At 73.8% G+C, this 23,765-nt stretch carries 25 protein-coding genes; 13 read left to right on the plus strand and 12 right to left on the minus strand.

What is annotated here, in order from left to right; translation table 11 throughout:
* Positions 1 to 138: 138 nt before the first annotated feature.
* From KPF22_RS11935 to KPF22_RS11965, 7 genes are all read left to right on the plus strand, one after another.
* Complete coding sequence (locus tag KPF22_RS11935) at positions 139 to 777, plus strand: hypothetical protein (protein ID WP_224402076.1); 639 nt, start codon at positions 139 to 141, stop codon at positions 775 to 777.
* Positions 778 to 845: 68 nt separating this feature from the next.
* On the plus strand, positions 846 to 1,778 hold the full coding sequence (locus KPF22_RS11940) for a TauD/TfdA family dioxygenase (protein ID WP_224402077.1): 933 nt from the start codon (positions 846 to 848) through the stop codon (positions 1,776 to 1,778).
* Between the two features lie 222 nt (positions 1,779 to 2,000).
* Positions 2,001 to 2,666, plus strand: a complete 666-nt coding sequence (locus KPF22_RS11945; protein WP_208821944.1) for an HAD family phosphatase — start codon at positions 2,001 to 2,003, stop codon at positions 2,664 to 2,666.
* 123 nt (positions 2,667 to 2,789) lie between these two features.
* Positions 2,790 to 4,019 carry a sedoheptulose 7-phosphate cyclase gene (locus tag KPF22_RS11950; protein WP_224402078.1) on the plus strand — a complete coding sequence of 410 codons (1,230 nt, stop codon included), beginning with the start codon at positions 2,790 to 2,792 and terminating at the stop codon, positions 4,017 to 4,019.
* Positions 4,016 to 4,792, plus strand: a complete 777-nt coding sequence (locus tag KPF22_RS11955) for a class I SAM-dependent methyltransferase (RefSeq protein WP_224402079.1) — start codon at positions 4,016 to 4,018, stop codon at positions 4,790 to 4,792. The genes KPF22_RS11950 and KPF22_RS11955 overlap by 4 nt, the downstream gene beginning before the upstream one ends.
* Complete coding sequence (locus KPF22_RS11960) at positions 4,789 to 6,246, plus strand: ATP-grasp enzyme (RefSeq protein WP_224402080.1); 1,458 nt, start codon at positions 4,789 to 4,791, stop codon at positions 6,244 to 6,246. The genes KPF22_RS11955 and KPF22_RS11960 overlap by 4 nt, the downstream gene beginning before the upstream one ends.
* 3 nt (positions 6,247 to 6,249) lie before the next feature.
* Positions 6,250 to 7,290 (plus strand): D-alanine--D-alanine ligase, encoded by a 1,041-nt coding sequence (locus tag KPF22_RS11965; RefSeq protein WP_224402081.1) that lies wholly within the window; start codon positions 6,250 to 6,252, stop codon positions 7,288 to 7,290.
* Positions 7,291 to 7,393: 103 nt separating this feature from the next.
* Here the strand turns inward: KPF22_RS11965 and KPF22_RS11970 are convergent, their stop codons facing one another.
* From KPF22_RS11970 to KPF22_RS11980, 3 genes are all read right to left on the minus strand, one after another.
* Positions 7,394 to 8,179 carry a TauD/TfdA family dioxygenase gene (locus KPF22_RS11970; RefSeq protein WP_208824216.1) on the minus strand — a complete coding sequence of 262 codons (786 nt, stop codon included), beginning with the start codon at positions 8,177 to 8,179 and terminating at the stop codon, positions 7,394 to 7,396.
* Positions 8,180 to 8,241: 62 nt separating this feature from the next.
* On the minus strand, positions 8,242 to 8,724 hold the full coding sequence (locus KPF22_RS11975) for a hypothetical protein (protein WP_062396040.1): 483 nt from the start codon (positions 8,722 to 8,724) through the stop codon (positions 8,242 to 8,244).
* 40 nt (positions 8,725 to 8,764) lie between these two features.
* A complete protein-coding gene (locus KPF22_RS11980) occupies positions 8,765 to 9,991 on the minus strand; it encodes a threonine synthase (RefSeq protein ID WP_224402082.1) in 1,227 nt (408 codons plus the stop codon).
* Positions 9,992 to 10,138: 147 nt separating this feature from the next.
* Here KPF22_RS11980 and KPF22_RS11985 point away from each other — a divergent pair, with 147 nt between their 5' ends.
* From KPF22_RS11985 to KPF22_RS11995, 3 genes are read left to right on the plus strand one after another with little or no spacing between them, the layout of a single operon-like run.
* Positions 10,139 to 10,594, plus strand: a complete 456-nt coding sequence (locus tag KPF22_RS11985) for a DoxX family protein (protein WP_224402083.1) — start codon at positions 10,139 to 10,141, stop codon at positions 10,592 to 10,594.
* Positions 10,595 to 10,622: 28 nt separating this feature from the next.
* Positions 10,623 to 11,459 carry an Fpg/Nei family DNA glycosylase gene (locus KPF22_RS11990; RefSeq protein ID WP_224402084.1) on the plus strand — a complete coding sequence of 279 codons (837 nt, stop codon included), beginning with the start codon at positions 10,623 to 10,625 and terminating at the stop codon, positions 11,457 to 11,459.
* Positions 11,460 to 11,511: 52 nt separating this feature from the next.
* On the plus strand, positions 11,512 to 11,880 hold the full coding sequence (locus KPF22_RS11995) for a hypothetical protein (protein WP_208824207.1): 369 nt from the start codon (positions 11,512 to 11,514) through the stop codon (positions 11,878 to 11,880).
* Positions 11,881 to 11,885: 5 nt separating this feature from the next.
* On the opposite strand, the gene KPF22_RS12000 is transcribed toward KPF22_RS11995, so the two are convergent.
* The 4 genes from KPF22_RS12000 to KPF22_RS12015 all read right to left on the minus strand — a co-directional run bounded on the left by KPF22_RS12000 (position 11,886) and on the right by KPF22_RS12015 (position 14,717).
* Entirely contained in the window at positions 11,886 to 12,146 is a 261-nt protein-coding gene (locus KPF22_RS12000) for a hypothetical protein (RefSeq protein ID WP_224402085.1), read from the minus strand.
* 94 nt (positions 12,147 to 12,240) lie between these two features.
* A complete protein-coding gene (locus KPF22_RS12005) occupies positions 12,241 to 13,596 on the minus strand; it encodes an MFS transporter (RefSeq protein ID WP_224402086.1) in 1,356 nt (451 codons plus the stop codon).
* A 26-nt stretch (positions 13,597 to 13,622) separates the two neighbouring features.
* Positions 13,623 to 13,979: a hypothetical protein gene (locus tag KPF22_RS12010; RefSeq protein ID WP_073574423.1), complete on the minus strand. Its 357-nt coding sequence runs from the start codon at positions 13,977 to 13,979 to the stop codon at positions 13,623 to 13,625.
* 171 nt (positions 13,980 to 14,150) lie between these two features.
* Complete coding sequence (locus tag KPF22_RS12015; RefSeq protein ID WP_208824201.1) at positions 14,151 to 14,717, minus strand: hypothetical protein; 567 nt, start codon at positions 14,715 to 14,717, stop codon at positions 14,151 to 14,153.
* A 285-nt stretch (positions 14,718 to 15,002) separates the two neighbouring features.
* On the opposite strand from KPF22_RS12015, the gene KPF22_RS12020 reads away from it, so the two are divergent.
* The 3 genes from KPF22_RS12020 (at position 15,003) to KPF22_RS12030 (ending at position 16,975) form a co-directional block, all read left to right on the plus strand.
* Positions 15,003 to 15,428 carry a hypothetical protein gene (locus KPF22_RS12020; RefSeq protein WP_062396034.1) on the plus strand — a complete coding sequence of 142 codons (426 nt, stop codon included), beginning with the start codon at positions 15,003 to 15,005 and terminating at the stop codon, positions 15,426 to 15,428.
* Between the two features lie 186 nt (positions 15,429 to 15,614).
* Positions 15,615 to 15,923 (plus strand): hypothetical protein, encoded by a 309-nt coding sequence (locus KPF22_RS12025; RefSeq protein ID WP_073574211.1) that lies wholly within the window; start codon positions 15,615 to 15,617, stop codon positions 15,921 to 15,923.
* Positions 15,924 to 16,009: 86 nt separating this feature from the next.
* Positions 16,010 to 16,975 (plus strand): NADPH:quinone oxidoreductase family protein, encoded by a 966-nt coding sequence (locus KPF22_RS12030; RefSeq protein ID WP_208824199.1) that lies wholly within the window; start codon positions 16,010 to 16,012, stop codon positions 16,973 to 16,975.
* 6 nt (positions 16,976 to 16,981) lie between these two features.
* On the opposite strand, the gene KPF22_RS12035 is transcribed toward KPF22_RS12030, so the two are convergent.
* From KPF22_RS12035 to KPF22_RS12055, 5 genes are all read right to left on the minus strand, one after another.
* Entirely contained in the window at positions 16,982 to 18,718 is a 1,737-nt protein-coding gene (locus KPF22_RS12035) for a hypothetical protein (RefSeq protein ID WP_224402087.1), read from the minus strand.
* A gap of 285 nt (positions 18,719 to 19,003) precedes the next feature.
* Positions 19,004 to 20,794: a BCCT family transporter gene (locus tag KPF22_RS12040; RefSeq protein ID WP_208824195.1), complete on the minus strand. Its 1,791-nt coding sequence runs from the start codon at positions 20,792 to 20,794 to the stop codon at positions 19,004 to 19,006.
* A 134-nt stretch (positions 20,795 to 20,928) separates the two neighbouring features.
* Positions 20,929 to 22,278: a serine hydrolase gene (locus tag KPF22_RS12045; RefSeq protein WP_208824193.1), complete on the minus strand. Its 1,350-nt coding sequence runs from the start codon at positions 22,276 to 22,278 to the stop codon at positions 20,929 to 20,931.
* A 26-nt stretch (positions 22,279 to 22,304) separates the two neighbouring features.
* Complete coding sequence (locus tag KPF22_RS12050) at positions 22,305 to 23,126, minus strand: DNA/RNA non-specific endonuclease (protein WP_208824191.1); 822 nt, start codon at positions 23,124 to 23,126, stop codon at positions 22,305 to 22,307.
* A complete protein-coding gene (locus tag KPF22_RS12055) occupies positions 23,123 to 23,665 on the minus strand; it encodes an Lrp/AsnC family transcriptional regulator (RefSeq protein ID WP_208824189.1) in 543 nt (180 codons plus the stop codon). The genes KPF22_RS12050 and KPF22_RS12055 overlap by 4 nt, the downstream gene beginning before the upstream one ends.
* Positions 23,666 to 23,765: the final 100 nt, after the last annotated feature.

The raw sequence follows: 23,765 nt of genomic DNA on the forward strand, positions 1-23,765 counted from the left end.
CCTGTCGGGTCCGACGGTTTCGAGCAGCCGACGACGACACGCCCGCGCCGCCCGGCCCGTCGGGGGAGAGCGGGTGCTGGGCGGGTGGTACCCCGTGGCCGTCGGCCCAACCGCGGCACGCGTGTAGAACCGTCACCGATGACCGACATGTGGGACGACCTGTTCGAACCCCCGGACCCCGCCGACGTCCTCGGGGACCTCCACGAGGTCGCGACGAGCGTCTTCGACCTCTGCTACGACGGCTCCGAGCCGGAGTGGGCGGCGTGGGCCTGGTCGATCCTCACCCGGGCCGGACTGGCCGCCGCCGGCACCGAGTACGAGCGCGGCGAGCTGGTGCTGCGGCTGCTCGCGCTGAACATGTTCCACCGCGAGTTCTGCGCCCGCGCCCTCGACCTGGGCGTGCCGGGGGAGTGGGACGTCGACCCCGACCGCGTGCTGGGCGACCACCCGCGCCTGCACCCGGTGCTGCTCGGGATCATCGCGGAGCGGCGCAGCCTGGACCTCGCCGACTCCACCGACCCCGGGGACCTGGACTTCGACGTCTCGGTCGCCGCGACCGCTCTCGACGCGCTGGTGCGCTCGGAGTACCGGCGGGTGGTGCCGCTGCTGGTGCAGGCGGCCGGGCCGGTGGACCTGGCCGCGTCGGTGTGGGCGTCCACCGGGGAAGGGGCGCGGTTCCCGCTGTCCGACACCGCGGTCCGGGAGCTGACGGCCGCGCTCACGCCCGCCGGGCACGCCGCGCTGGAGTGGGTCCGGGGCGGCGCGCGCCGGAGTTGACCGGACAGGTCACCGCACAGTGGACACCCGGTTGTCGACCGCCGAACGGCGCACGCACCATCGCGGACGTGACGATCCACCTCGACGCGCCGGTCACCCGGCCCCGCACCACGCCCGCCATCGACCTCCTGGAGGGCGAGCGCCTGCTCGCCCGCCTGCCGGGGGACGGGGCGGACCGATGTGGCGGGGACTTCGAGGCGTTCACGCTCACCCCGCTCGGACGCACCCTGGGCGCCGAGATCACCGGGATCGACCTGCGGGAGCAGGTCGACGAGCAGCTGCGGGCCGAGCTGCACCGGGCACTGCTGGAGTGGAAGGTCCTGTTCTTCCCCGGCCAGCACCTGACCAGCGAGCGGCAGCGTGAGCTCGCACTGCTCTGGGGCGACCTGGAGACCAACCCGATGCTCGACACCGGTGACTCCGCCGACGTCGTCCGTTTCGGCACCGGGAAGCGCACCTACGAGAACATCTGGCACGCCGACACCACGTTCCGCACCGCTCCGGCGATGGGCGCCATGCTGCGGATGGTGCAGACGCCGCCGTTCGGCGGGGACACCATGTGGGCCGACATGGCCGTCGCCTACGACAACCTCACCGACGAGGTGAAGGCACGCGTCGACGACGCCGTCGCGGTGCACGACATGGTGCCCGGCTTCGCCCGGTTCCTGGACCCGGAGCGGCTGGCCCGCGGCCACGCGCTGTTCCCGCCGGTCACCCACCCCGTCGTGCGGACCCACCCGGAGACCGGGCGGCGCACGCTGTTCGTGAACGCCTCGTTCACCACCGCGATCGTCGGTCTGCCGCGCGAGGAGTCCGACGCGCTGCTGCGGCACCTGTTCGCCCAGGCCCACGTGCCCGAGTTCCAGGTCCGCTACCGCTGGTCGGAGGGGACGCTCGCGTTCTGGGACAACCGGGCGACCCAGCACTACGCCGTCGGCGACTACCACCCGCACACCCGGGTCGCCGAGCGTGTCGCGATCGCGGGTGACCGACCCTTCTGAGGCCCGGCCACCCGAGTTCGAGTTGCCGAACACGGGGGCCCCTCGATACTGGGAGGAGGCGGTCCACCAGAGCGGCCGCCACCGCGAACCGGTCGGTCCCGGCGTGTCCACACGCAGCAGGATCGGCGCCTCCCACGAGCGTCCGTACGCGCATCCCGCCCCGCCGCCACCACCCGCGGCGGGGCGTGCGTCGGCCTGCTCCGACCGCGAAGGAGCACCCCCGTGCCCGCGATCCTGTTCGGCTCCATCTCCACCCTCGTCGACACCTCCGAGCTGCAGCGCGAGGCGTTCAACGAGGCCTTCTCCCGGCACGGCCTCGACTGGCACTGGGACCGCGACGACTACCTCGCCATGCTGGAGTCCAACGGCGGTGCCCAGCGCATCGCCGAGCACGCCGCGTCCACCGGTGAGACCGTCGACGCCGACGCAGTGCACGCCACCAAGTCCGAGGTCTTCCGGACGAAGCTGCGGGAGTCCGGCGCGACCCCGCGTCCCGGCGTCCGCGAGACCATCAAGGCCGCGCACGGCCGCGGGGTCACCGTCGGGCTGGTCACGACGACCTCCCGCGACAACGTGGACGCGGTCCTCGACGCGCTCGGACCGGACGTGACGCGCACGGACTTCGCGCTGCTCGTCGACCGTGCGATCGTGTCCGCACCCAAGCCCGACCCGGCGGCGTACACGCACGCGATCGCCGCGCTCGGCGAGACCGCCGACAGCGTGGTCGCCATCGAGGACAACGTCGGTGGCGTCGCCTCGGCGACCGGTGCGGGTGTGCGCGTCGTCGCCTTCCCGAACGCCAACACCGCGGGTCACGACTTCTCCCAGGCCACCGAACGCGTCGAGTCGCTCGACGACGGTGCGCTGCTCGCCGACGTCACCCGCTGACGCCCGGCCGCACCCCTCCCGCACGGCCCCCACGGGCCCGGTCGTACCGACCGGGCCCGGCACGGGCGTGCCCACGAGTCCCATGCCCCGCCCCGGATCGACCCTGATCGGAGACCAGAGGACATGAGCAAGCCCCAGGCAGCGCAGACCCTGCCGCCGAGCCCGACACTGACCACCACCGACACCGCGTTCCGGGTCGAGAGCTGGGAACGGATCGAGTTCACCCTCTCCTACGTCGACGGCGCCTTCGCACCGGAGAACACGCATGTCGCGGACCTGTACCGGGACCGGGGCCGCTGCCTGATGGTCGTCGACGAAGCGGTGCACGAGCTCTACGGCGACCGCATCCGCGCCTACTTCGACCACCACGGCATCGCACTGACCACGGTCCCGCTCACGATCGCCGAGACCGCGAAGAGCCTGCGGACCCTGGAGCGGATCGTCGACGCGTTCGCCGAGTTCGGGCTGAACCGCACCGAGCCGCCGCTCGTCGTCGGGGGTGGGCTGACCACCGACGTCGCCGGCTTCGCGTGCGCGTCCTACAAGCGGGGAACGCCCTACATCCGCATCCCCACCACGCTGATCGGCCTGATCGACGCCAGCGTCGCGATGAAGGTCGCGGTCAACCACGGGAAGCACAAGAACCGGCTCGGTGCCTTCCACGCCTCGCACGACGTGCTGCTGGACTTCTCGTTCCTGGCGACGCTGCCCGAGGCGCAGGTCCGCAACGGTGTCGCCGAGATGATCAAGATCGCGACGGTGGCGAACGCCGACCTGTTCGACCTGCTGGAGAAGTACGGCGAGGACCTGCTGGCCACCGGGTTCGGGCACCGGGACGGCACGCCGGAGCTGCGCGAGATCTCCCACCGCGCCACCTACGACGCCGTCCGCACCATGCTCGAGCTGGAGCACCGCAACCTGCACGAGCTCGACCTCGACCGGGTCATCGCCTTCGGGCACACCTGGAGCCCCACCCTGGAGCTGGCGCCGGAGACGCCGATGCTGCACGGGCACGCGATCAGCGTCGACATGGCGTTCTCCGCGACCCTCGCCGAGCGGCGCGGCTACATCTCCACCGGCGAGCGGGACCGCGTCCACCGGCTGTTCAGCGGGCTCGGCCTCACCGTCGACAGCCCGTACCTCACCCCGGAGCTGCTGACCGAGGCCACCGAGTCGATCATCCAGACCCGGGCCGGGCTGCTGCGCGCGGCGGTGCCGAAGCCCATCGGCACCTGCCACTTCGTCAACGACGCCACCCCCGCGGAGCTGACCGCGGCCCTGGCCGCGCACAAGGAGGTCGTCGCCGACCTGCCGACGGCGGCGGGCGGGGTGGACATGTGGTCGCTGAAGTGACCGGCGCACCGACCCGGCCCGCCCGCCCGGTCACACCGACGACGATCCTCGCCGAGCTGCTCGACGACCTCGTCACCCGCGCCGGGGCGGGCGCCGACGCCGACCTCGTCCGGGCCCGGGACCTGGCCGCGGGCCTCGACCCCTACCTCGACGAGCACACCTCGCCGGCGTCGTCGGCACTGGTCGAGCTGGAGGCGCGCACCCGGTCCGCGGCGTGGACCGGGACCCTGGAGCAGGAGATGCTGTCCGGTCACGTCGAGGGCCGGTTCCTCGCGTTCCTCGTCGCCATGACCGGCGCCCGGCGGGTCCTCGAGGTCGGCATGTTCACCGGCTACTCGGCGCTCGCGATGGCCGAGGCCCTGCCCGACGACGGCGAGCTGGTCGCCTGTGAGCTCGACGCCGACGTGGCGGCGTTCGCGCGGGACTGCTTCGCCGCGTCCCCGGCGGGACGCCGGATCCGGGTCGAGGTCGGCCCGGCCGCGGACACCCTGGACCGGCTGCGGGGCACCGCGTTCGACCTGGTGTTCGTCGACGCCGACAAGGCCGGCTACGCCGGGTACCTCGACACCGTCCTCGACGGCGGTCTGCTCGCCCCGGGCGGGGTGGTCTGCGTCGACAACACCCTGATGCAGGGGCTGCCCTGGACCGGGGACCGGACGGCGAACGGCGACGCCATCGCCGCGTTCAACCGCCGGATCACCGACGACCCCCGCGTGGAGCAGGTGCTGGTGCCGCTGCGCGACGGGCTGACCCTGATCCGACGGTCCGCATGAGCCGCACCACCGCCCTGAGGGGCCGGGCCCGTTCGTCGGGCCCGGCCCCGGCGCGGCTCGCCTCGGGCGTCGTCGCGCTCGCCGCCGCCGGGCTCGCCGGGCGTGCGCTGGGCACCGGCCGCGACGGCGCCCCGCGCGAGGGCACGGCGGCGACCCGGGTCCGTACCGCGGGCACCCTCGCCCTGCTCACCGCCGCCCTGCCCGCCGACCTGGTGATCACCGGCGTCGCCGCGCTGGCCGGGCTCCTGCGCCGTCGTGAGCGGGCCCGGCCGCACCGGCCGCTGACCGTGCTGCTCAGCGGCGGGAAGATGACCAAGGCGCTGGAGCTGGCACGGGCCTTCCACCGTGCCGGGCACCGGGTCGTGCTCGTCGAGCAGGCCCGCTACCGCTTCACCGGGCACCGGTTCTCCCGGGCGGTCGACGCGTTCCACGTCGTCCCCGCCCCGGACGCGCCGGGCTACGCCCACGCGCTCGCCGACATCGCCCGCCGGGAGGGCGCCGACGTGTACGTGCCGGTGTGCAGCCCCGTCGCGAGCTGGTACGACGCCGACGCCAAGCGGCTGCTCGAACCGTTCTGCGCGGTCGTGCACCCCGACGCCGACGTCGTCGCGATGCTCGACGACAAGCACCGGTTCACCGCGACCGCCGCCGGGTTCGGCCTGACGGTGCCCGCGGCGCGGCGCATCACCGACCCGGCGCAGGTCGTCGACCACGACTTCGCCGCCACCCCGGGGCGCACCTGGATCCTCAAGTCGCTGCGCTACGACCCGGTGCGCCGCCGCGACCTGACCCGGCTGCCGCTCCCGACCCGCGCCGAGACCGCGGCGTTCGTGGCGACCCTGCCGATCTCACCGGACAACCCCTGGATCCTGCAGGAGTTCGTCGAGGGCACGGAGTACTGCACCCACGCCACCGTCCGCGACGGCGACGTCCGGCTGTACTGCTGCTGTCCGTCGTCGAGCTTCCTGCTCAACTACGACCACGTCGACCACCCGGCGATCGAGGACTGGGTGCGGCGGTTCTGCGGCGAGCTGGGGGTGACCGGGCAGCTGTCGTTCGACTTCATCGAGGCACCCGACGGCCGGGTCCTGGCCATCGAGTGCAACCCGCGCACCCACTCCGCGATCACCCTGTTCCACGACCACCCGGGCGTCGCCGCGGCCTACCTCGACGCCGGTGCCGGCACGCTCGTGCCGGCACCGGCGACCCGGCCCACCTACTGGCTGCACCACGAGCTGGGCCGGCTCCTCGGCGACCCCGGGTCGTGGCGGGAGCGGCTGCGGATCGTGCGCGACGGACGGGAGGCACTGCTCGACGTGCACGACCCGTTGCCGTTCCTGCTGGTCCCGCACCTGCAGATCGCCTCGCTGCTGCTGGGCAACCTGCTGCGCGGACGGCCGTGGGTGACGGTCGACGTGAACATCGGCAAGCTCGTCGAACCGGCGGGGGACTGAACCGTGCTGCGTGTCCTGCACCTCGTCGGCTCGGGCGTCGACGAGTTCTTCTGCGACCTGTCCCGGCTCTACGCCGCGGACTGCCTCGCCGCGACCACCGACCCGGCGCGCTACGAGTTCGTCGTCGCGTACGTGACGCCGCAGGGCTGGCGGTTCCCGGCCGGGCTCGACCCGGAGCAGATCGCCGCCGCGCCACTGCTGACCCTCCCCGAGGCGGTCGCCGAGATCGTCCGGGCGGACGTGGACGTGATGGTGCCGCAGATGTTCTGCCGGCCCGGGATGACCCACCACCGGGCGCTGTTCGAGCTGCTCGGGATCGGCTACGTCGGCAACACCCCCGAGGTCATGGCGCTGGGCGCGGACAAGGCACTGGCCCGCGCGGTCGTCGCCGAGGGCGGGGTCGCCGTCCCGGCGGGGGAGACGGTGCGCGCCGGGCAGGTGCCGACGGTCCGGCCACCCGCCGTCGTCAAGCCGGTGGACACCGACAACTCGGTCGGCGTCACCCTCGTCCACGACCCGGACGGGTTCGAGGTCGCCGTGAAGGACGCCCTGGTCCACGGCGACCGCGCCCTGGTCGAGGAGTTCGTGCCGCTGGGCCGCGAGGTCCGGTGCGCGGTGGTGGAGCGCGACGGCCACCTGGTCGGCCTGCCGCTGGAGGAGTACCGGATGGACGCGGTCGACAAGCCGGTCCGCCTCGCCGACGACAAGCTCGCCCGCACCGGCGACGGCGACCTGCGCCTGGTCGCGAAGGACGCCCGGTCCTGGATCGTCGACGCAGGCGACCCGGTCACCGGGCCGGTGCAGGACGCCGCCCGCGCGGCGTTCCGCGCCCTGGGCTGCCGCGACTACGGGCTGTTCGACTTCCGCATCGACCCCGACGGCCGGCCCTGGTTCCTGGAGGCCGGGCTGTACTGCTCGTTCGCCCGCACCTCGGTGGTCGTCACGATGGCCGAGGCCGCGGGGATCGGCGTCGCCGACCTGTTCGCCGACGCCGTCACCCGCGCCGCCGCCCGCACCACCGCCCCACCCGGCTCCGACCGCTGATCCGGCTGCCGCCGCCGGTGGGGCGCGCCGTCGCACCCCGCAGGTGGCTCGCGCACCCTCCGCGGCGGGTGCGGCGACCCCGTCCGGGGTGCGCGACGGGGGCTCAGCGGGCGGCGCGGGGCCGGACGTGCTCGCGCACCATGCCGCGGTGCATGACCCGGTCCCCGACGACGCCCGCGTGGTCGGCGCGGTGCAGCACGCAGGCGTTGTCCCAGATCACGACGTCGCCCGGTGCCCACCGGTGGTCCAGCACGTTGTCCGGCCGTGTCGAGTGCTCGATCAGCTCCCGCACGGTCGCCGCGGACTCCTCGGCGTCCATCCCGCCGACCTCGGCGCAGCGGGCCGCGGTCGAGAGGTAGAGGGCGATCCGGCCGGTGCGCGGGTGCGGGCGGAACACCGGGTGCCAGGCCTCGGTCTCGGTACCGGCGTCGTCGGGGGACAGCCCGGTGACGACGTGGCGGATGCTGCGGCCGTCGAGCCGGGTCCGCAGCGGCTCCGGGAGCGTCTCGTAGGCGCGGTACTGGTTGGAGAACTGCGTCGCGCCGCCCCGGGCGGGGACGGTCACCGCCCGCAGCGCGGTGTAGGCGGGCGGGGCCGCGACGTAGCTGGTGTCGACGTGGAACGAGCTGCGCGGCGGGGTGTCGCGGCCGACGTTGGAGATCACGTTGAGGTCCGGGTGGGTCTCCAGCGGCGTCTCACCGGTGGTGAACGCCAGCGGGCCGAGACCTCGGAGGAACGCGAGGAAGCCGTCGTCGCCGACGTCGTCCTGACCGGGCAGGACGAGGACGCCGTGCTCGGCGAGCAGCGCCCCGAGCGCGTCCGGGTCGAGGTCGGGCAGGGACGTCCCGGTGACGCGGGCGCCGACCGGGTGCAGGGCCTCGATGTCCATCACCCGAGTGTGCGGGCGCCCGCGGTCACCCGCGCGCCGGACGCGGGGGCCGGACGCCGGGGTCAGGACGCCGTGCGGCCCCATCGGCGGCGACGCGGGCGGTCGGCGGGCTCGTCCTCCATCGGGGCGGCGATCGCGAGCCGCCCGACCTGCTCGTTGAGGACCTTGAGGTGCACCCGGACGTCGTCGTGGGTCGGGTCCAGCACCGCCTGCTCGGCGATCTCCGCGGCCTGGTCGACCGACTGCTTCAGCGACGCCTTGGCCTTGTTCAGCCGGGCGGCGATCCGCTTCGCGGGCGGCTCGGTGAGCCGGAACCGTGCCGGCTCGATCGAGTCGCCGACGGCGGCCAGGCGCTGCACCGCCTCCAGCTCGGAGTCCAGCCGCTTGCCGATCTCGGTGAGCCACGTCCGCACCTGCATCGCCGAGATCACCGTGGTGATCCGGTGGAAGCGCTGCACCTGCTCGGTGCACTCGGCCACGTAGGTCCGCCAGTACCGCGAGAGCGGTGCGGGTGACGGCTCGGATCCGGGTCGCAGGAGTGACACGTGCGCAGGCTACCGGTGATCACGACGAGGTCGCCGTGGGTCACGGGATGCGCCCGTCCGTCGCCAGCACCGGCGCGTCGGCGGTCACGGTGTCGGGGTAGATCAGGCCGCTGCCGGTGTTCAGCACGACGACCGTCTCCGACCCGTCGAGCCACCCCGACTCCCGCAGCCGGCCCGCCGCGGCGACACAGGCCGCGCCCTCCGGGCAGATCCAGGTGCCCTCGTCGCGGGCGAGGGCGTGCTCGGCGGCGAGCAGCTCGTCGTCGGAGACGGCGACGGCGGTCCCGCCGGTGTCGTACACGGCGTCGAGGACGAGGAAGTCGCCCAGCGCCTTGGGCACGGTGATCCCGAACGCGACCGTGTGCGGGTCGGCCGGGGCCGTCGACTCGCGCAGCCCGGCCTCGAACGCGTCGACGATCGGCGCGCAGCCGGTGGCCTGCACCGCGACCAGCCGGGGCAGGGGGCCGGAGATCCAGCCGAGCTCCCGCATCTCCGCCAGGGCCTTGTGGATCGCGATGATCCCGACGCCGCCGCCGGTGGGGTAGAGGATGACGTCCGGGCAGCGCCAGCCGAGCTGCTCGACGATCTCGTAGCCCATCGTCTTCTTGCCCTCGATGCGGTAGGGCTCGCGCAGCGTCGAGGTGTCCTGGTACCCCGCCCCGACGGAGTTGCGGCGGGCGACGGCGTCGGCCACGAGCCTCCCGGCGTCGCCGATCAGGCCGTCGACCAGGTACAGCTCCCCGCCGGACACGGCCACCTCGCGCCGGGTGATCTCCGGGGCGTCGACCGGCATCGCGATCAGCGCACCGAGCCCGGCGCGCGCGGCGTAACAGGCCCAGGCGGCACCGGCGTTGCCGTTGGTGGGCATCGCGACCGCCCGGACTCCGAGCTCGGCGGCCCGGGACACCCCGACGGCGGCGCCGCGCGCCTTGAACGCCCCGGTCGGGACCAGCCCCTCGTCCTTCATCCGCAGGCCGGGCAGCCCGAGGCGGGCGCCGGCTCGGGGGAGCGGGAGCAGCGGGGTCATGCCCTCGCCCATCGTCACCACGTGCGCGGGGTCCCGCACGGGCAGCACCTCGTGGTAGCGCCACAGGTCCGGCGGGCGGGCGGCGATGTCGGCCGGGGTCACCAGCGTGCGGGCCCGGTCGAGGTCGTAGCGGGCGAGCAACGGGGCACCGGAGGCCGAGGTGCCCTGCACCGTGTCGGCGTCGAGGACCTCGCCGGTACGGGAGCACTCCAGGTGGGTCAGCGTCGAGAAGTCGGGCACGGGTCCAGCTGATCTCCCGCCGTGCCGTGGCGCAACCGGAGGGGTGCGGCGACGCGGGCAGGAACAGGCCGCCACGACTACGCCGTTGCGACGATCCTGTTAGCCTCGGGAGCATAAGCGTGAAAGTTCAACAATCGAGAGGAACCCATGCGCCCGCTCCCCGCGCCGCTCTCCGACATCGCACTCCTGCTCGTCCGGCTGCTCGTCGGCGTCGTCCTCGTCGCCCACGGCCTGCAGAAGCTCTCGGGTGGTGTCGGCGGGGTCGCGTCGGGCTTCGCCGGCATGGGCATCCCGCTGCCCACGGTCTCCGCGCTGTTCGTCATCGCGGCCGAGCTCGGAGGCGGTCTGCTGCTGATCGCCGGTGCCGCGACGACCGTGGCGGGGCTCGCCGTCGTCGTCGCGATGGCGGGGGCCTACCTCTTCGCGCACGTGGGCCTGAACCCGTTCGTCGACTCGGGCGGCTGGGAGCTGGTCGGCGTGATCGCCGCCGGTGGACTCGCGCTGGCCGCGACCGGACCGGGCCGGTTCTCCGTCGACGCGCTCGTCGCCGGACGCCGTCGCAGGCCCGCCCGGCACGCGGCGGGTGTGTCCGCGGGGGAGTAGTACCCGCCCGCACGGGGGACCCCTCCGCATGCCCGAGGGACACACCGTGCACCGGCTCGCGCGGCTGCAGCGCCGCCGCTACGCCGGACGGCCGGTGGCCGTCTCCAGTCCGCAGCGCCGCTTCACCACCGGCGCCGAGATCGTCGACGGGCGGGTGCTGGTCGACGTGCAGGCCCACGGCAAGCACCTGTTCCAGCACTACGGGCCGGACACCACCGTGCACGTCCACCTCGGGCTGTGGGGCCGGTTCCCGAACCGGAGGCTCCCCGAGGAGCCGCCCCGCGGCCAGGTCAGGATGCGGATGGTCGGCGAGACGCACTACGCCGACCTGCGCGGTCCGGCCGCCTGCGAGCTGCTCGACGACGTGGGTGTGAAGGACCTGCGGGCCCGCCTCGGCGAGGACCCGTTGCGCGACGACGCGGACCCGGCGCGAGTCCGGGAGCGGTTCGCCCGCTCCCGGGTCCCGCTGGCCGCCCTGCTCATGGACCAGACGGTGATCGCGGGCATCGGCAACGTCTTCCGCGCCGAGACGCTGTTCCGCACCGGACTGGACCCGATGACCCCGGCGCGCGACCTCGACGACCGGTCCTTCGCCCTGCTCTGGGACGACCTGACCGAGATGCTCCGCGACGGCGAGCGGCGCGGCCGGATCGAGACGCTGCGCCCCGAGCACGACCCGGCCCTGCTGGCGCCCCCCGACCGCGGCGCGGTCTGCGCCAGCGTCGTCTACGCCTACCGCCGCACCGGACAGCCCTGCCTGGTCTGCGGCGCCCCGATCGCGCACGCCGAGGTCCGCACGCGGAACCTGTTCTGGTGTCCCGGGTGCCAGGCCGGAGGCAGCGCCCGGCCGCTCACCGAACGGTGACGATGGATGTCCGATCTGTCCTGTACCGGGCGGTAGCGGTACCGTTGAGGTCATGCTGTCGACCGGTCCCGCTCGTCCGGAAGCGGGGCGTCGGCCGATCGTCCGCTGGGACGCCGCGCTGTCCGGGGCCGCGCTGGCCGTGACCGGCATGCTGGTCGCCCTGGGCGTGTTCGGTGCCGTCTTCCTCGTCGCGTTCCTCGACTACTGCCCGCCGCGGACGTGCAGCTCCTCGGCCGTGCTCGTCTCGGTCGGCGGGTCGCTGGTGGTCGCGGCCGCCGCCGGGATCGCCGGTCTCGCCATGACCGTGCTGCGGGTCGTCGAACGACGCCCGGCCTGGCCGTTCGCGCTGGCCACCCTCGCCGTGACCGGCTCCGCCGTCGTCTTCGGGGCGGTCCACTACGCGAGTGCGATCGGGTACTGACGCATTCACGGGTCGATTCCCAGAATGCGTGCGCCGAGCCGGATCTCGCGGCCGGAACCGTTGCACGCGCCGCAGTGCCGCCACGATTTCGTGGCCAGTGCGCCGTACTGCCGCGGGGTGCCCTTGCAGCGCCCACACCGGGTGAAGGGGTGCAGGTAGAGTGAGCCGATGTACAGGAACAGGGCCACCGCACCGATGATCACCAGAATGGTCGTGCCGCTCGCCCCGCTCTGTTCCTCGGCTGCGGACAGCAGAAACTCCGTCATTCTCGTCGCCCCCCGATGAATGGAGCGCGACCCCCTGTCGCCGCCCCCGGTCACCGAGGTTACGTCGCCGTTTACGGAATCCTTGACCGGTTAATCACTGTTGACGATCGCCGGTCCGCTCGGCTGCGTCCGCCGCCGCAGCGCGCTGCGCCGTCCGGCGGAAACCGACCGCGATCGCCGCCGACATCAGCATCATCACCGCGACCACCCACATCCCGGCGCGGGAGTCGCCGGTCAGGTCCTTCAGCCACCCCGCGACGAACGGCCCGGCGAACCCGGACAGGTTGCCGAAGGAGTTGATCAGCCCGATCCCGGCGGCGGCCCCGGCACCGGTGAGGAACGCGTTCGGCAGCGCCCAGAACGGCGGGATGGCGGCGAAGACCCCGATCGCGCAGACGGTCACGCATGCCATGACCAGCAGCGGTGAGTCCATGTACAGCGCGCCCGCGATCGCGACCGCCCCGACGACGGCGGGGACGGCCACGTGCAGCCCCCGCTCCCCGCTGCGGTCGGAGTGCCGGGCCCACAGCACCATCGTCACCGACGCGATCGCGTACGGCACCGCGGTGATCAGACCGACCTCGACCAGCGAGTAGTCGGCGCCGAACTGCTGCTCGAACCCGGCGACGATCTGGGGGAGGAAGAACGCCAGGACGTAGAGCCCGAACACGATCCCGAAGTAGACGACCGACAGGGCCACCACCCGGCCGTCGCGCAGGGCGGCGGCGACCCCGCGGTCCTGCCCGGCCGCCGCCGCGTCCTCGGCGGCGATCCGCTCCTCCAGTGCGACCGCCTGGTCGGTGGAAAGCCACCGGGCCCGGGTCGGGCGGTCCGGCAGCAGCCACAGCACCGCGATGCCCAGCAGCACCGCCGGGATGCCCTCGACGAAGAACATGAAGCGCCAGCCGGCGTCGAAGCCCAGGGCGCCGTCGCCGACCGAGATCAGCCACGTCGACAGCGGACCGCCGACCACCGAGGACAGCGGCACGGCCAGGAAGAACAGCGCGACGATCCGCGCCCGCTCCACCCGCGGGAACCAGTAGGTCAGATACAGGATGATGCCGGGGAAGAAGCCGGCCTCGGCGATGCCGAGCAGCACCCGCACGACGTAGAAGCCGATCTCGCCCTGGATGAACGCCGTCGACGATGCGACGACGCCCCAGGTCACCATGATCCGGGCGATCCAGATCCGGGCGCCGACCCGGTGCAGGATCACGTTGGACGGGACCTCGAAGAAGAAGTAGCCGATGAAGAACAGCCCGGCGCCCAGGCCGTAGGCGGCCGCGGACAGGCCCAGGTCGGCGTTCATCGTCAGCGACGCGAACCCGACGTTGACCCGGTCGATGTAGTTCAGCAGATAGGCCAGGGCGAGCAGCGGGATGAGCCGCTTCGTCGCCGTCCGTACGGCCGTCGAGACCAGCACGCCTTCCCCCTCCGTTGCGGTGCGCACGCCCGCGCAGTCTCTCCGCCGGAGGGTCAGTCCTTCAACCAGGCGTAGGCGGTGTGCCGGGAGACACCGAGCGCCGCCGCCATCGCGCTGACCTCGCAGCCGGCCTCGCGCCCGGCGCGCAACAGCGCGCGGCGACGCTCGCGCGGCGCGTCCGCCGCCGCCCGCAGCTCCTCCAGCACGGCCGCGGACTCGGCGGATCCCCGGCGGCGGCCCACCCCGGGCCGGGAGAACGCGCGGACGGCGTCGGCGTCCCAGACCTTGCGGCCGCCCGGGCCGGGGTCGGGCAGCGGGGCCGGCGCCTGGCCGCGGGAGACGTAGGAGTTCCAGGTGCCCACCTGCACGCCCCAGTGGGCGGCGCACTCGTCGCTGGTCCATGTCGTCACGAGGGTCGAGCCTGTCACGGGGCGCCGGGTGCGTCGCCGCCGGACGATGTGTCGATCTCGGTAAGCCGTTGTCGACGGACCGCCGGGGTCATCACATTCTATGATCAGGTCGTCACGGTCGGCGCCGGCCGAACCGGACGAGGTGTACGGGCGCGCGCGATTCTGCGCGCCCTACGGCCGCAGTGCGGTGACCACCCAGCGCAGCGACGTCCGGTCGGTGCAGGTGGCGAGCAGCTCGGCCTGCTCGGTGCTCTCGGCGTCGCGGCGACGGGCGTCGAACAGGTCCTCGACCAGGCCGGGCACGTCGCGGTGCTCCCCGGGCAGCGGCTCGTCGCCACCGGGCAGTCCGAGGCGGGCGACGACCAGCCGCAGCGTGCGGTGCCCGATCAGTCGCATACCCGGGGACAGCAGAGCGGAGTTCCGCGGGGGAGTGGTGCCGGCGGCGGGCTCCCGCCCGGGCAGCGGCACCGCACCGGGCGGCGTGCCGGGCAGGCTCACTGCGGACACTGCGATCACGCCGCCGTCGAGCAGGGCCCAGGCGTCGATCGCGGGACGGTGCGTCTCGCGTCCCGACGCGGTGGCCAGGCCCTGGTCGGCCAGCCACCGGCGCAACCGCGGCCGCAGGTCCCAGCGCACATCGAACACGCCCTCGGCCAGGTCGGACGGGGTGAACACCTCGTCCCACCGCGGGCCGCCGGACGCCCCGTTCCCGACACCCGTCTCGGGCTGGATCGCCATCTTCGTCCCCCGACCCGGGGCACGCGCGTTCCCGGGGGACCAGGATAGGACGGTCCGGACGGGCGCACAGGCTGGTGCACACGGCCGTACCCACAGGTGTGATGACACGACCGGCGCGGCGGTGAACGGCGTCGCCGGCACGCCGATCAGCAGGCGGTGTCACACTGTGTGATCGATTATGCCGATGTCTGCGTGACAGATGACACGATCGAGCGAGTCCGCCGCAGGCGGTAACGAGGCAGGATGAGTCGAGCGATCCACAAGTGACGGCGACGTGGAGGCGACATGGACGGGCAGTTCGACAGGGTTCCGGCGGTGCACCCGGGGATGATCCCCGCGGCACGGCGCTCGGTGGAGAACCTGCCGTCCGGACGAGGTGTGGTCGACGGCGAGCGGGGCCGCGTGCTGGCCCGCTACGCGCGGCTGATGCGGTCCGGCCGGCCGGAGGTCTGCCTCCCCGGGCGGCGCGAGATCGAGGACCGCGAGCGGTTCGGTGCCTCCGCGACCGGCAGCGACGGCAAGGTCATCTACCCGGACCGGGACGCGGCCGAGTGCGCCGCCCGTGAGCTGGAGGCCCTCGGCGGTCGCCCGCAGCGGGCCTACCTGTGCCGGCGGTCCCGCCGCGGGCACTACCACCTGACCACCGACGCCGTCGCCCAGCGCCGTCGCGGCCCGGCGGAGCTCATCCCGCAGCCGCGCCGTGGCGACTGATCCGACCCGACATCCGACGACCCCCGGTGCCCGAGGCGCCGGGGGTCGTCGCGCGTCCGGGGCCGGTTCCCCACGGATGTCACACCGATGTGATGCGCGGCACACGCTGATCGTCTAGCGTGGGATGTGGCGGCGGTCACGTCACCGCCGAGCCGACGTTCCCACCACCACGCATCGGAGGGCCCCGTGAACCCGCACCTGCTGGAGGAGCGCGTCGCCACCGTCAACGGCGGCCGCGATCTCGCCGACCCCGCCCGTGCCCGCCTGCGCGCCCACAAGGCCACCGCCGACGCCTGCCGACGGCGCGCCGCCGAGCGCCGTGCCGAGCTGGAGCGCGTCCTCTCCGGAGGCACCACCGGTGACGCCCTGGACCTCATGCTGGAGCTCGACGCGCTCGAGCGGGTGCAGGACCGCATCGACAACCGGCTCTCCGAGCTGTGCGACGCGCTCACCGAGCCGCGCACCCCGCGCTACGGCGACGCCCAGCCCGTGTAGCCGCGCCCCGCGGCCCGTGTGGATCACCCGCGCCCGTGGTTCGATGACCGGCGGACACCGCCGTCGGACCACGAGGGAGAGCACACGTGCGTGCAGTGCAGGTCAGCGAGCTGGACGGGCCGTCCGCGGTCCGCGTCGCCCAGGTCGAGCCGCCGGTCCGCGGTGACGGCGAGGTTCTGATCGACGTCGCCGCGGCCGGGGTGAACTTCCCGGACGTCCTGCTGACCAAGGGGATGTACCAGTACAAGCCGGAGCCGCCGTTCACCCTCGGCTCCGAGTGCGCCGGCACGGTGCGCGAGGCGGGCCCGGACAGCCGGTTCGCCGCCGGGGACCGGGTCGTCGCGTTCACCATGTCCGGGGTGTTCGCCGAGACCGTCTCCGCTCCGGAGCAGCACGTCTTCCCGCTGCCCGACGAGGTGGAGTTCGCGGCGGGCGCCTGCCTGCCGATGAACTACCTGACCGCGCACTTCACCCTCGACACCCGCGGCGGCCTGCGGGCGGGGGAGACGGTGCTCGTCCAGGGCGCGGCCGGGGGCATCGGGACCGCGGTGATCCAGCTGGCGGCCGCGATGGGGGCCACCGTCATCGGCGTCACCTCCACCGAGGCCAAGGCCGAGGTCGCCCGGCGCGCGGGCGCGACGCACACCGTCGGCGTCGACGGGTTCAAGGACGCCGTGAAGGAGTTGACCGGCGGTGCGGGTGTCGACATGGTCGTCGACCCGGTCGGCGGGGACCGCTTCACCGACTCGGTGCGCTGTCTCGGCCCGCTCGGCCGTCTCATGGTCGTCGGATTCACCGCGGGGGACATCCCGACGGTCAAGGTGAACCGGCTGCTGCTGAACAACGTCGACGTCCGCGGGGTCGGTTGGGGTGCCTACGCGCTGGGACGCCCGGACTTCATCCGCTCGGAGTGGGACGCCCTGCTCCCGCACCTGCGTTCCGGCGCGCTCGACCCGCTGATCAGCGAGCGCTTCGGCCTCGACGACGCCGCGACCGCCCTGTCACGCATCGACGACCGCACCGTCACCGGCAAGGTCGTCCTGCTGACCTGATCCGGGTCAGCCCGCCGGCTCGAGGTTGTGCCGGACCGCGGTGCGCGGCAGCGGCGCCGTGGTCTCGGCGGCCGCCGCGCGGGGCGCCGGGGTGGGGCCGACGTGGCGGTGCGGCGCCGGCACCACCACGGGCTCGGCGACGTGCAACCGGTGGCGCGCGGCGACCGCCCGCCCGGCCGGGCCGGTCGCGGTCAGCGCGTGCAGCGCGAGGGCCCGGTGCGCCGGGACCTCGCAGCGGCGCAGGAAGCGGTCCAGCTCGCGCACGGCGTCCCCGGGGTGGCGGGCGAGCGCCCACGCGGCGAGCTCGGCCTCGGCGACGTCCGCCCGCACCCCGCTCATCCGCACGCACACGTACTCGACGTCCTCGTCGGCCAGCTCCCCCGGCGCGGGCAGGTGCATGCCCTGCTCGGTCAGGTACTCGTGCACCGCCCACAGCCCCATCGGGGTCAGCGCGACGACCGTGGGGTCCGGGTCGTCGCGGTGCGCGACCCGGGACAGCTCGTCGAGCTCGTCGGCGTCGAGGGTCTCGGTCAGCTCGATCGCGCCGAGCAGCTCGCAGGCGTCCAGCAGGGCCGTCACGTCGCGGCGCCACAGCCGCTGCTCGACGTCGCCGGCGAGGTCGTCGACCACGCAGCCCGCCTCGTCGTTGACGGCGTCGCGGACCTGGCGGTGGAAGTGCTCGAGCGGGACCGGCCCGCCGCCGGTGGCGTACAGGCCGACCCACAGCATCGGGAACGCCTGCGACATCGACATCCCGAACAGCGACGGTGCGCCGAACACGTCGGTCCCGCCCAGGCTGTCGCCGAGGCGGCCGACCGACTCGAACACCCTGCGCCACAGCTCGATCGGCCGGTTCAGCAGCGGGCCCGCGCTCTTGACCGGGAGCAGCCGCCCGCGCACCACACGGACCAGGCGCGCCGAGCGGGCCCAGCGCAGCAGCAGCGACACCTCGGGCAGGTCGTCGCTGGTACGGGCGGTCTCGCGGTAGATGTGGTCGAGCTGCAGGTGCGCGGCGAGGTCGAGCGCGTCGGTGCGGTCGAGGCGGCCGTCGGAGGTGAGCCGGCGCCCGGCCCGGACCCACAGGGTCAGCTTGCGGAGCAGCTCGAGTGCCTCGGAGTGTTCCGCGGCCTCGACGAGCGCCGCTGCGCCGGGCATCGGTACCGGCGGCAGCTCGGGGTTCCACTCGGTGCGGGTGGGCCGCTGCACCTCCCGCCGCATGATCTCGGCGAGCGCGTGCCGGTCGACGTCGGTCTCCCCGGCGCCGGCGCGGTCGAGGAACCGCTGCACGGCGGCCGGGTCCGCGGGGTCGACGCCGTGGCGGTGCAGCTGCACGCCCCAGAACTTGCCCAGGTCGTAGTTGCGCTCGTCGGCGAGACCGTCGTGCAGTGCGGGGGTGGAGTCGAGGACCTGACGGTGCAGCGCGTCCGCCGGGTGCGACTGCGGGTCGAACCAGTCGTGCTCGTCGACGAAGTCGATGAGCGCGTGGAAGGCGGGGGCGACGTCGTCGGGCTCGAGCACGGTCACCTTGCGCGGGAACCACATGCCCAGCGCGTCGGCGATGTGCGAGCGCGTCCAGCGGCCCAGCCTGCGGTCGCGCGCGTACTTGTAGTCCAGCACGGCGGCGACGAGCGCGGTGTCCACCTCGACGCGACGGCGGCGGGCCCAGAGGGAGAACTGCTCCAGCAGGCGGCTGCGGGCCTCGGCGTACCCCTGGTCGTCCCCCGGGGTGAAGACGAGACGCATCCGGCCCACTGTGTCAGGTCCCTCCCATCCGCTCCGGCTGCGGCGCAGCACTTCTCGATGATCGTCGGTGCGCGCGGGGGCCGTGCACCGGGTGGTCGCAGGAGGTCCAACGAGCGCGGTCGGCCCGGGTCACTCCCGACCGCTCACCGTCGGTGGGCGGTCGGTCACAGGCCCTCCGATCGTCCGGCCGTCCCCGCGACCGTGAGCCCTCGACCCTGCCACGGACGACGACGGCCGGACACCCCGGGAGGGTGTCCGGCCGCCGTCGTGTGCGACGAGAGGTGGTCAGTCGCCGCCGACCGGGCTGTCGCGTCGTTCGGCGGTCGCCCGCGTCGACCCGTCGCCGGTCGATCCGTCCGGTCCGTCGGTCCCGGTCGCGACGGCACCGCTGCCGTTGCCACTGCCGGGGGCGTTCTCGTGGTCCGGGTCGAACGCGCCGACCTTGACGTAGAAGTGCTCGCCGTGGTTGTCGGTGGCCCAGTCGACGGCCTGCTCCAGCACCTGCGCGCCCTTCTCGTCCCGCAGCACGACCTTGTCGCGGCGCAGGTCCTTGAACAGCGCGAAGCACAGCAGCACCATGATCACGACGAACGGCGCCGCGACCAGGATGGTCAGGTTCTGGATGCCGTCCAGGGCGTTCTCACCGCCGGTGACGAGCATCAGCACGGCGACCGCGCCCATGACCGAGCCCCAGAAGACCACGACCCACTTGCTGGGCTCGATGGTGCCGCGCTGGGACAGCGTGCCCATGACGATCGACGCGGCGTCGGCGCCGGACACGAAGAAGATCGCGACCAGGAGCATGACCAGCAGGCCGGTGAAGGTCGCCCACGGGTAGGCGGCCAGCATCTGGAACAGCTGGACGTTGGAGTCGTCGGAGAACTGCGCACCCTGCTGGGCCTGGGTGATGGCGGTGCCGCCGAAGATGCAGAACCAGACCAGCGAGACCAGGCTCGGCGCGAGGATGACGCCGCCGACGAACTCACGGATGGTGCGCCCGCGCGAGATCCGCGCCAGGAACATGCCGACGAACGGCGTCCACGAGATCCACCACGCCCAGTAGAAGATCGTCCAGCCCGACAGCCACTCGAGCATCGGCTCGCCGCCGACGGCCTCGGTGCGCCCGACCATCTCGAAGAACTGGGAGAAGTACGCGCCGATCGACGTCGGGATCAGGTCCAGGATGATCACCGTCGGGCCGACGACGAACACGAAGAACGCGAGCACCGCCGCCAGCACCATGTTGGTGTTGGACAGCCACTGGATGCCCTTCTCGACGCCGGAGACGGCGGAGAGGATGAACGCGGCGGTCAGCACGATGATGATCGCGGCGAGCACCCAGGGGCTCACCTGGCCGTCCACCCAGCCGACGGTCTGCATGCCGCCGCCGATCTGGAACGCGCCCAGCCCCAGCGAGGCCGCGGAGCCGAACAGCGTCGCGAAGATCGCGAGGATGTCGATGCCCCGGCCGATGGAGCCCTCGGCGGCCTTGCGCCCGATCAGCGGGATGAAGGCCTGGCTGATGAGCTGACGGCGGCCCTTGCGGAAGGTGGAGTAGGCGATGGCGAGGCCGACGACGGCGTAGATCGCCCACGGGTGCAGCGTCCAGTGGAACAGCGACGTCGCCATCGAGGTCTGCAGCGCGTCGATGGTGCCGGGCTCGGCGGCGCCGGGCGGCGGCGACTGGAAGAAGGTCAGCGGCTCGTTCACGCCGAAGAACATCAGCCCGATGCCCATCCCGGCGGAGAACATCATCGCGATCCAGGAGACCGTGCGGAACTCGGGCTCCTCGTCGTCGGCGCCGAGCTTGATGCGCCCGAAGCGGCTGAAGGCGAGGAACAGTGCGAAGGCCACGAAGGCGGTCGCGGCGAGGATGAAGCCCCAGCCGCCGCCGCGCATCAGCCCGCCGAGCATCGCCTCGGCGGTGGCGCCGAGGGTGTCGGCGCTGAGCAGCCCCCACAGCACGAACAGCAGCGCGAGCGCGGCGCCGACGCCGAACACGATCCAGTCGGTGCGGGGCCGGTCGTCCCCGGTCGTGTCCGGACGGCCGTCCGGTGGTGATTGGGCCTGTGTCATACGTGGTCACGCCCGTGTGCCGGGCGCATCCCCCCTCCGCTCTCGTTCGTGCAGAAATGGTGCACAAGTCGTTTGTGTGCCGAAAGTGTAGGTACTGGGCCGTCCCGTGTCGCTGTGCAGGCCGAACCGTGATGTCAGGAGGTGGTCCAGCCCTCGTCGGAGACGCCGCCGGGGACCGGTGCGGCCGGGTCGTAGGGGGTGCGGGTGAAGACGAACGTGGCCAGCCACAGGTGGTCGCGGGCGATCCGCAGGGTCTCCCCGGCGAAGTAGCCGTCCAGGCCGACCCAGGTGCCGTCCGGGCCGGGCCGGAACCGCGACGCGCGTCCGGGGCGCCCGAGGCCGCCGAGGTGCAGCAGCCCGCCGCCGACCGAGCGCAGCGCGTAGGGGGAGGGACCCCAGAACCACGGTCCGAGCAGCTCGGGGTCGACCGGGCAGGGCTGCGGGGTCCACGGCGCGACGATGCGGGGCTCGGCGACGCGCAGATCGTTCAGCAGCCCGGCGGCCAGCCCGCTGTCCATCCCGGAGGTGGTGTTGCCCATCGCCAGGGCGCCGGCGCCCTCCTCGCGGTCCACCCAGAGCCCGGCGAGGAACCCGGGCATGGATCCGCCGTGCCCGACCAGTGTCGTCGTGCCGCCGCCCTCGGGCCGGTCGAACCGCAGGACCTGCACGCCCAGGCCGTAGCCTGCCCAGGCCGGCGACGTCGGGTCGACGCCCGCGGGCAGCGTCATCTCCTCGACCGTCGCCGGGGAGAGCACGTCGCCGGTGTCGCCGAGCAGCAGGGCGCCGAGCCGGGCCAGGTCCGCCGCGGTGCACCACAGCTGCCCGGCGGCGGCCATCACCCCGGCGTCGTGCTCGGGCTCGGCCAGGACCAGGTCGGCCCACGGGTGCACCGCCCGTCCCGCCGCGGCCGGGGGCTGCGGACGGGTGCTGGTGCGCGTCATGCCCAGCGGGAGCAGCACCTCGTCGCGGGCCACCTCGGACCAGGCGCGGCCGCGGACGCGGGCGACGACCTCGCCGAGCAGACCGAACCCGAGGTTGGAGTAGTGGAAGCGGCGCGCCGCGGGCAGCACCCGGTCGGTGTCGGACAGACCGAGCTCGGCCAGGGTGCCGCCGGGGGTGCGCTCCCACCACGGCCCGGGGCTCTCCGACCCGGCACCGGCGAGGTGGGACAGGAGCTGGCCCAGGGTGCGGTCGCCGAGCGGGGTGCCGGGCAGGTGACGCTCCAGCGGGTCGTCGAGGTCGAGCAGGCCCTCGTCGCGCAGCCGCAGCACCGTGACCGCGCAGACGGTCTTGGAGATCGAGCCGATGCGGTACTGGACGTCGTCGGCGGCGGCCCCCTCCGGCAGCGCTCCGCGGCCGGCGTGCCAGGCCAGGGCGCCGTCGCGGACCACCCCGGCGACGAGGGAGGGGACGCGGCCGTCGCGCTGGGCGCGGGCGACGCGGGCGAGCAGGGTGCGCTGGGTGCTGGGGAGCAGCTCGGTCACGGGGCGACCCTAGATCCCCGGCGTGCTCACAGTCCGCGGATGTCGGCGAACGAGCGCAGCCGCACGGCCCGCTCCGACAGCGCGGCGGGCACCGGCTCGGGTACCGGCATCCGGTCCGCCGCGGTCAGCGGGCCCAGGTCGAGCCCGGTCAGCTCGCCGATCCGGGCCACCGGCACCTGGAAGGTGCGGTACGGGCCCAGCGGGGGCGGGTCCCCCGGCGCCTGCTCGGCGAGGTCGCCGAGCAGGGGCGTCTGGTCCAGCAGGTACGCGGTGGTGCCGAGCGCGCCGCCGACGACGAAGGCGCCGATCTTCCAGAACAGCCGCGGGATGCGCACGCCGCGGTACTCCGGGTCGTCGTCGGCCAGCACCGGACCGGTGAACACCACGAGCCGCCGGTCGTTGTCGCCCGCGTTGTCGAGCAGGTAGTCCTCCAGCCCGCCCCAGGTCTGCTTGTCCTGGTTGAACGCGGCGGCCTGCGGGGCGGCATTGGTGTAGTGGAACGTGTCGGACTCCGCCGTCGCAGCCTCGGCGGCCCCGCCCCACACCGGGTCCTGGCGGCGGACCAGGTGGCCGCGGTCGAGGTCGTTGTCGGCGTAGAGCTCGGCGCCGGCCTGCTGCCCGGCGGGCAGCCGGTCGTCGAGGCGCCAGTCGTCGGAACGTTCGAGCTGCCGCAGGGTCGCCCCGTCGATCGCGACGGCGGTGGCCGCGGCCAGGCGCCGGTCGGGCCGGTGCAGCGTGGCGAAGTGGGTGTAGGGGAGCAGCAGGGTGTCGGTCCCGGGCAGCGTCGGCATCGGCGTCGCGACGCCGAGGAAGTCCGGGTCGAAACCGGGGGCGGCGGGGGCGCTCATCGGCGTGACGGTAGCGGCGCCGGGTGAACGACGGGTGCGCCCGCGCCGCCGTCGGTCAGGCGGCGCAGCAGCGGGGCGGTGCGGAACCCGACCAGCGAGCGCATGACCAGCGACGTCGACGTGCGCTCCACCCCGCCGATCGCGAGGAGGTGCCCGGCGATCCGGTAGAGGTCGTCGGCGTCGCGGGCGACCAGGTGCACCAGGAGGTCCTCCGGTCCGGAGACGCCGTGCACCTCCAGCACCTCCGGTACCCGGTCCAGTGCGTCGGCGACGGCGGCGAGCTCGCGCTGCACCACCCGCACCGTCACGAACGCGGTCAGCGGGTAGCCGAGCGCCGCCGGGTCGACCCGGCGCTCGAAGGTGTCCAGTGCGCCGAGCCGGTCCAGCTTGGCCAGCCGGGCCTGCACGGTGTTGCGGGACAGGCCGACCCGTTCGGCGAGGGCGAGCACCGTCGCGCGCGGGTCCTGCGCCAGGGCCAGCAGCAGCCGGGCGTCGTGGCCGTCGAGCGCTGCCCGCCCGTCACCGGTCGTTCCCGTCACGTGGTGCCCCCTCCTCGTCTCCGCGGGTGCGCATTATGCCGCCCCGACGCGCGTCCCGCCCGGCCCGTCGCGTGCACTCTGCTCAGTCGTGGGGGCTGTG

Origin of the sequence: Pseudonocardia sp. ICBG1034, from assembly GCF_020131375.1 — a bacterium.
Classification (GTDB): domain Bacteria; phylum Actinomycetota; class Actinomycetes; order Mycobacteriales; family Pseudonocardiaceae; genus Pseudonocardia; species Pseudonocardia alni.